A 6,339-nucleotide genomic window follows, 5' to 3' on the forward strand; every position below is an offset into this window, starting at 1 on the left:
GCAAGCAAGCAAGCAAGCAAGCAAGATAAATTATGTCCTGAATCCGTTTTGTTTGCAATACTTTCTTTCGCGTGACGTGGCGTAGCAGCTGCTTCACATAGAGATTCTCTGCGAAAGGAGGTGTGCAAACATGGAAAAGTATGCAAAGGCTCAGATGGAAGTCATCGAGTTCGAGGCAGAAGATGTCATCACGACATCGAGCATCACGATCGGATGTGTTTCCGACGCAGGTTGTACTAGTAATGAGCCTCCCAAACCGGATGGAGATGGTTGGATTTGGGGCGAATGATGATGCGTCAGAAGAAGGCAGGTCGTTTCGGCGGTCTGCCTTTTCTTGAAAAAACACCGTTCCAAGAAAGGACGATTTGAGATATGAAATTGAAAGATACATTTGTCACACAGGAAATGGATGGCGAGCAGGTGATGGTGGAAGCGGACGGCGGCTTTGCCGGTATGGTGCGCAGCAATGCCACCGCCGCCTTTATCATCGACCAGCTCAAAACCGAAACCACCAAGGAAGCCATTCTGGACGCCATGTGCAAAAAGTACGATGCCCCCCGCGCTGTGATGGCAGAGGATGTGGACATGGTGCTGGCCAACCTGAAAAAAATTGGTGCGCTGGATGCGTAAATCGACCTTTGAGGAGGAGATCGCGCACAATGGCTTTTTGCTTTACCGCAATGTAGGCGACAGTATGCTGCCGCTGATCCGGCAGGGCAAAGACCTGCTGCTTATCGCCCGCAAACCGCAAGGACGGCTGAACAAATACGATGTGCCGCTCTACCGCCGAGACAGCGGACAATATGTGCTCCACCGTATTTTGAAAGTGCGTAAAAATGATTACGTCCTCTGCGGAGACAACCGCTGGCGGCGGGAGACAGGCATTACCGACCGGCATATCATCGGCGTGCTGACGGCAGTAATCCGGGATGGGCAAAAGCTCCCGGTCACGGATCAGCGCTACCGGCTGTATGTGCACCTGTGGTGCGATTTGTTCTACCTGCGCGCAGCGGTGCTGTGGTGCCGTGACCTGCCCGGAAGAATAAAAAGGAAGCTGTGCCAATGAAACAAAAAAACACCTTACAATGGCTCAGCATCGTAGCGGGAAAAACCAAGCTTCTGGTAGGCGTTCTAGTTGCAGTACAGGCGGTGCTGAGCGTTTCCAGCATCGCCTTTGCGTTTGTACTGCGGCGCATCATCAACATGGCCGTGGACGGGGTGCAGGGCGGTTTTTGGGCATCGCTGGCGCTGCTGGTGGGCATCCTGCTGGGGCAGATCATGTTGAGCGCGGCGAGTCGCTTTTTGAGTGAGTACACCAGCGCCGCCGTGGAAAACCGCTTCAAGCACCGGCTCTTCTCTGCCCTGCTTACCGGCGATTATGCGTCAGTGGCGGCGGTGCACTCCGGCGAGTGGATGAACCGCCTGACCTCGGATACCACCGTGGTGGCGGGCGGCGTGACCCAGATCGTGCCCGGGGTGATCGGAATGCTGGTGCGCTTGCTGGGCGCAGTGACCGCTATTTTGTGGCTCGAGCCGCGTTTTTTGTACATCCTTCTCCCCGGCGGCGCAGTCATGCTTGCGTTGACGTATGGATTTCGGAAAATTCTGAAACGCCTGCACAAAAATATTCAGGAAGCAGACGGCGCCCTGCGGGTCTTTTTGCAGGAGCGGCTGGAAAGCCTGCTCATCGTGCGCACCTTTGCAAAGGAGCATCAGACTGCAACGCAGGCGGCAAGCCTGATGGAACAGCACAAGGCTGCGCGGATGAAGCGCAGCAACTTTTCCAACCTGTGCAACATCGGGTTTGCCGGGGCGATGAACGGCGCATATCTGCTGGGCATCGGCTTTTGCGGCTACGGCATCCTGACTGGTACCATGAGCTACGGCAACCTGATGGCCATTATGCAGCTGGTGGGGCAGGTGCAAAGCCCGTTCGCCAATCTGACGGGGTATCTGCCGCGTTATTACGCCATGCTTGCCAGCGCGGAACGACTGATGGTAGCCGAAGCGTTTGCACCGGACAGCGAGCACCCGCTTGCAGAGGAAGAAACGCTGGAGTTTTATCGCACCAAGCTGACGGCACTCCGGCTGGAGCACGCCAGCTTTACCTATCAGCCGCCTGTCCGCGCAGAGGAAGAACAGCCGCCCATGCCGGTGGTGCTGAAGGACATTGACCTGACCATCCGCAAGGGCGAGTACATCGCGTTCACCGGGCCGTCCGGCTGCGGCAAAAGCACGGTGCTGAAATTGCTGATGTGCCTTTACCCGCTGGATGCCGGCTCACGCACGCTGGAAACCACCAGCGGCACACAGCCGCTGACGGCGGCGTGGCGCAGCCTGTTTGCCTATGTGCCGCAGGGCAATCAGCTGCTTTCCGGTACGATCCGGGATATCGTTTCCTTTGGCGACCCGTGCAAAGCACAGAATGATGCCGGCATCCTCCGTGCCCTGCGCATTGCCTGCGCAGAGGATTTTGTGCAGAAGCTGGAAAAAGGGCTGGATACCACGCTGGGCGAACACGGACAGGGGCTTTCTGAAGGGCAGATGCAGCGCATCGCCATTGCCCGGGCCGTGTTCTCAGAGCATCCCATTCTGATGCTGGACGAGGCCACCAGTGCCTTGGACGAAGCAACTGCGCAGCAGTTGTTGGAAAATCTGCGCCGTATGACTGATAAAACGGTGCTAATGGTCACGCACCGCGCAGATCAGACCGAATTTTTTGACAGGGAGCTGTCTTTTTCCAAAGATGGCATCCGACAGAAAAACAAAATAGGATAGCATTATGAAATTTTGGAAAAGCAAGACCTTTGCGGTTGGTGTGATCATTGTTTGTTCTGCGCTCCTGATCGGACTGTCATGGATGAACCGTCAGCAGGAACGGCGGAGACTGGCACAGCTGCGTGCCTTGCAGCAGCAGGCTGCCCCTTATGAACAGGAAATCCGAGAGCTCCAATCCGAATTAGACAAGCGGGAGAAGGCAATTTCCACCAACACGGATATATCTGGTGCGATCCCCTGCTTCAGGATATCTTCCGTGAAGGATATTGAGGTTGTAAAGGAATTGAGTGCAGGCCATGCCTTTACCCCGACGATCCTGCTGAATTGCTCGCTGGATAAAGAGGTTCTGCGGGATATCATCAAAGCAGCTGCTGCAGAAAATTTTGATTTTGTTCTGTTTATTCGTTCCATGCAGGATGATACACTGGACACCGTAGCGGAAGTTCAGGAAATGATCGCAGAATACACTCCAGTATGGCAGCCTGTTGTTCTTTTGCGGAATCCAGAGGATACAGATGCAAATCGGGCGTTGTTGGCACAGCGCGGATACCAGACGTTGTTCCGATACCGTACCGAACTAGACGATGGAGCACAGGACGAGATACTTTATCTTCCGTATGGGTTTATTCTTGCCACGACCTCCAGCAGCCGTTTGACAACTACGCTGGTTTCTGCGCACACCAGCATGGCAATTTGTTTTGACCTTGATAACCTGCACGATAATTCGTTGGCAGAAAAGGACATTACAGATTATCTGAATGTGTTGGATGAATATGTATCCGAAAAGAAGCTGGAATATCGTGATGCTGATACAGCCTTTTTGGTTCTGGCACAAAAAGAAGGACGGACGGAACGTGCCAAAGCAGAATTTGACCGCTATGAACAACAGCAGAAAGCACAGATCAAAGAACTTCGGGATATTGTCAGCGAGATTTACAGCCATCAAGATGAATATTGAGGAACCGCAAAATGAGTACAATGACTAAAACAGGTGAGCACCTGCTTTATTTGATGGCGTGTGCGCTCCAAGGTGTTTCTGCGCGAGAAGAAGTTTTGGCTGATGCGGATCTGAAGCAGCTTCTGATCATGGCAAGAAAGCATTCGGTCGCTTCCATGGTATGCATGGCATTGGAGAAAACCGCGATTTTTGCAAATGCCGATGAAGCCACAAAGAAGCAATGGATCGATGCCAAAAATAAGGCGATCCGAAAAAATATGCTGCTGGATGCCGAACGTAAGACAATTTTGCATGAGTTGGAAACACAAGGCATCTGGTATATGCCCCTGAAAGGCAGCATTCTGAAAGACTGGTACCCGAAGCCCGGAATGCGGGAAATGGCAGACAACGACATTTTGTTTGACCCTTCCGGACGCGAACAGGTGCGGGAGATTTTTCAAAACCGGGGCTACAAGACTGTTTCTTTCAGGAAGGGCAATCACGATGTATACGAAAAAGCGCCCATTTATAATTTTGAAATGCACGTTTCCCTGTTTCACGGGACGTATAAGGAATTGACTGAGCAGTATAAGAATGTAAAAGAACGCTTACTGCCGGTAGATGGAACAGCATATCAGTTTGCCTTTACGCCGGAAGATTTTTATGTATTTGTCCTCGCACACGCACACAAGCATTACAGTCACAGTGGAACAGGTGTCCGCACACTGGCCGATATTTATGTGATGGATCGGCATCTGGGCGGTATCATGGATCGGGACGAAGTGGAACAAAAGCTGACGCAGCTTGGAATCGCAGAATACGAGCAGCACAGCCGTGTGCTGGCAGAAAAGCTGTTTTCTGCCGTTCGGCCTCTGGCAGAGACCGAACTGACTGAGGATGAAAAGGAAATGCTGCTGTACTATTGTGATGCGACCACTTACGGAACAGTCGGTAACAGCGTTAACAATCGTCTGCATGAGCTTCAGGAAGACTCAGAAGACATCACACGCTGGACAAAGTTAAAATATTGCTGTGTACGGCTTTTTCCCGGAAGAGAATTTTGCAAATATGCGTATCCGTTCGTCTATAAGCATCCGTGGACGATGCCATTTTTCTGGGTGTGGCGAATCGTGGATAAAGGTATTACACATAGAAGGAAAGTAAAACAAGAGTTAAAAGCTTTGAAAGCAGTCAGCAAAAGATAATTCTGTATAGAGTATCGTTGTCGGCAGTAGCATAGGCATGATATAAAGAACACCCGTGCACCCTCCTTCTGTGTATCATTCTTTTTATGCGCGGGCAACCAAGACGGATGCCCGTGTTTTTTTCGCCGCTTCAATGCTCTTTGTCTGGATGAGTAGCCATCGCTGCTCTAAAAGTTCCGCATAATTGCATACAGGTATGTAAAACGGGCAAAGCATCCCTCCTGACGCTTTGCCCGTTGTTCTTTATTCTACCATAGCAGATCGGGTATCGCTTTCAGGATGCCCGCACAGGCTGGATAGCCAGCGCAGCACCCCTGACCTGATACGTTACCCCGCCAGCTTCGCCCCTTGCCTTCCGCTGGCACACCTCCGGGTGCTGCGCTGCAAGGGCATCAAGCTGCTTCTGCAAGGCAGGATTCAGCGTAAATACGCTGCTTGTCCCGTCCTCGCTGGCGTAGATCATAGTTTCCAGCTTAAACATCGTCAATCAGTTCTTCCTCCTCAGATTCGTCAAAGATGGTCGGTCCCCAGTCCTCATCCTCCTCGATGTCCTGCATCAAGAGCCGCATATTGGTGTAGCACTCCATCTCGGAACGGACGAAGTAGAACATCTGGTCGTACCATCGTTCCAAATGCAGCGATTCGTCCTCCAGCTTGCGAACGAAGTCGAACACCAGTCGGTTCAGATCGGGGTCAACCGTCAGGCCGGCAACTCCGTACAGCCGCTTGCGGGTCAATTCCAGATCAGCGCAGCCATAGGTGTAGAGCAGCTTCTTTTCTTCAAACGTCAGTTTCATAGACTTGTTCCTCCGTATTAAAAAAGGGCCTGCTCTGTGCAGACCCGATGTAACGAAAAGACCGCCGTGCGTTGTGCAGGGCGGTCAGAGATGTGATATTGTATCAGACAAAAATCAGCTCAGTCTTGATGATCTCTTCGGCACGGTTGCGGATGCTGTTCATCCGGCGCACCCATTCCAGTTGATTGGCAGCTTTCAGGGCTTCGGTCACGCCCTCAGACTCCTGCATCTGTTGGACGGTCAATGCAAGCTGTTCCTCGGCTTGCTTGTCCAGCTTGGCAAGGTAGCCGCCCAGTTCACCGGACAGGAGCAGTTGGTTGTACCGGATGGGATGCTGCTCCTTCAGATATTTCTTATGTAAGCGACCCCACCGCCCGGTGGGGTGCTCTGCCGGGGCTGCTACGGTCAGATTCGGCAGATAGTGGTCATTGACAAGGGTGTAGTCCAGACCGTTAGCGTTGTCATGGATGGAATTTTTCATGGTAGTCATGCTGCATTATCCTCCTTTGGTTTCGGCGTTGGGGTTGCTTCTGGGTCTGATTTTAGATTTCCTTTTTTCTTGTGATAGAATTCCAAGGTTTTCCTGTTGTGGTTAATTCTCCTGCACTCATCGGAACAAAAT

At 52.1% G+C, this 6,339-nt stretch carries 9 protein-coding genes; 6 read left to right on the plus strand and 3 right to left on the minus strand.

The features are described 5' to 3' along the window. Positions 1-130: 130 nt before the first annotated feature. From C4N24_RS15475 to C4N24_RS14515, 6 genes are all read left to right on the plus strand, one after another. Complete coding sequence (locus C4N24_RS15475) at positions 131-289, plus strand: hypothetical protein (protein ID WP_181573117.1); 159 nt, start codon at positions 131-133, stop codon at positions 287-289. An 83-nt stretch (positions 290-372) separates the two neighbouring features. Further along, complete coding sequence (locus C4N24_RS14495) at positions 373-630, plus strand: PqqD family protein (RefSeq protein ID WP_112091988.1); 258 nt, start codon at positions 373-375, stop codon at positions 628-630. Beyond that, a complete protein-coding gene (locus C4N24_RS14500; RefSeq protein WP_112091989.1) occupies positions 623-1,066 on the plus strand; it encodes a S24/S26 family peptidase in 444 nt (147 codons plus the stop codon). Before C4N24_RS14495 ends, C4N24_RS14500 begins: the two co-directional genes overlap by 8 nt. Then, positions 1,063-2,778 (plus strand): ABC transporter ATP-binding protein, encoded by a 1,716-nt coding sequence (locus C4N24_RS14505; protein WP_112091990.1) that lies wholly within the window; start codon positions 1,063-1,065, stop codon positions 2,776-2,778. Before C4N24_RS14500 ends, C4N24_RS14505 begins: the two co-directional genes overlap by 4 nt. Before the next feature lie 4 nt (positions 2,779-2,782). Next, positions 2,783-3,736, plus strand: coding sequence for a hypothetical protein (locus tag C4N24_RS14510; RefSeq protein ID WP_112091991.1), 954 nt, complete (start codon positions 2,783-2,785; stop codon positions 3,734-3,736). Between the two features lie 11 nt (positions 3,737-3,747). Further along, the gene (locus C4N24_RS14515; protein WP_112091992.1) at positions 3,748-4,920 is read left to right on the plus strand and encodes a nucleotidyltransferase domain-containing protein; all 1,173 of its coding nucleotides are present in this window, start codon (positions 3,748-3,750) and stop codon (positions 4,918-4,920) included. Between the two features lie 274 nt (positions 4,921-5,194). Here C4N24_RS14515 and C4N24_RS14520 read toward each other — a convergent pair whose 3' ends face one another. From C4N24_RS14520 to C4N24_RS14530, 3 genes are all read right to left on the minus strand, one after another. After that, the gene (locus tag C4N24_RS14520) at positions 5,195-5,401 is read right to left on the minus strand and encodes a hypothetical protein (protein ID WP_112091993.1); all 207 of its coding nucleotides are present in this window, start codon (positions 5,399-5,401) and stop codon (positions 5,195-5,197) included. Beyond that, the gene (locus C4N24_RS14525; protein ID WP_112091994.1) at positions 5,394-5,717 is read right to left on the minus strand and encodes a hypothetical protein; all 324 of its coding nucleotides are present in this window, start codon (positions 5,715-5,717) and stop codon (positions 5,394-5,396) included. The genes C4N24_RS14520 and C4N24_RS14525 overlap by 8 nt, the downstream gene beginning before the upstream one ends. 103 nt (positions 5,718-5,820) lie before the next feature. Next, positions 5,821-6,207 (minus strand): TnpV protein, encoded by a 387-nt coding sequence (locus C4N24_RS14530; RefSeq protein ID WP_112091995.1) that lies wholly within the window; start codon positions 6,205-6,207, stop codon positions 5,821-5,823. Positions 6,208-6,339 lie beyond the last annotated feature (132 nt).

Origin of the sequence: Faecalibacterium prausnitzii, from assembly GCF_003287405.1 — a bacterium.
In the GTDB taxonomy this organism is placed as follows: domain Bacteria; phylum Bacillota; class Clostridia; order Oscillospirales; family Ruminococcaceae; genus Faecalibacterium; species Faecalibacterium intestinale.

Excerpts from the sequence above, each read along its gene's own strand:
- C4N24_RS14495 (WP_112091988.1), top strand. The coding sequence starts at position 373 with ATGAAATTGAAAGATACATTTGTCACACAGGAAATGGATGGCGAGCAG.
- C4N24_RS14515 (WP_112091992.1), top strand. The coding sequence starts at position 3,748 with ATGAGTACAATGACTAAAACAGGTGAGCACCTGCTTTATTTGATGGCG.
- C4N24_RS15475 (WP_181573117.1), top strand. The coding sequence starts at position 131 with ATGGAAAAGTATGCAAAGGCTCAGATGGAAGTCATCGAGTTCGAGGCA.
- C4N24_RS14505 (WP_112091990.1), top strand. The coding sequence starts at position 1,063 with ATGAAACAAAAAAACACCTTACAATGGCTCAGCATCGTAGCGGGAAAA.
- C4N24_RS14500 (WP_112091989.1), top strand. The coding sequence starts at position 623 with ATGCGTAAATCGACCTTTGAGGAGGAGATCGCGCACAATGGCTTTTTG.
- C4N24_RS14520 (WP_112091993.1), bottom strand. The coding sequence starts at position 5,401 with ATGTTTAAGCTGGAAACTATGATCTACGCCAGCGAGGACGGGACAAGC.
- C4N24_RS14525 (WP_112091994.1), bottom strand. The coding sequence starts at position 5,717 with ATGAAACTGACGTTTGAAGAAAAGAAGCTGCTCTACACCTATGGCTGC.
- C4N24_RS14530 (WP_112091995.1), bottom strand. The coding sequence starts at position 6,207 with ATGACTACCATGAAAAATTCCATCCATGACAACGCTAACGGTCTGGAC.
- C4N24_RS14510 (WP_112091991.1), top strand. The coding sequence starts at position 2,783 with ATGAAATTTTGGAAAAGCAAGACCTTTGCGGTTGGTGTGATCATTGTT.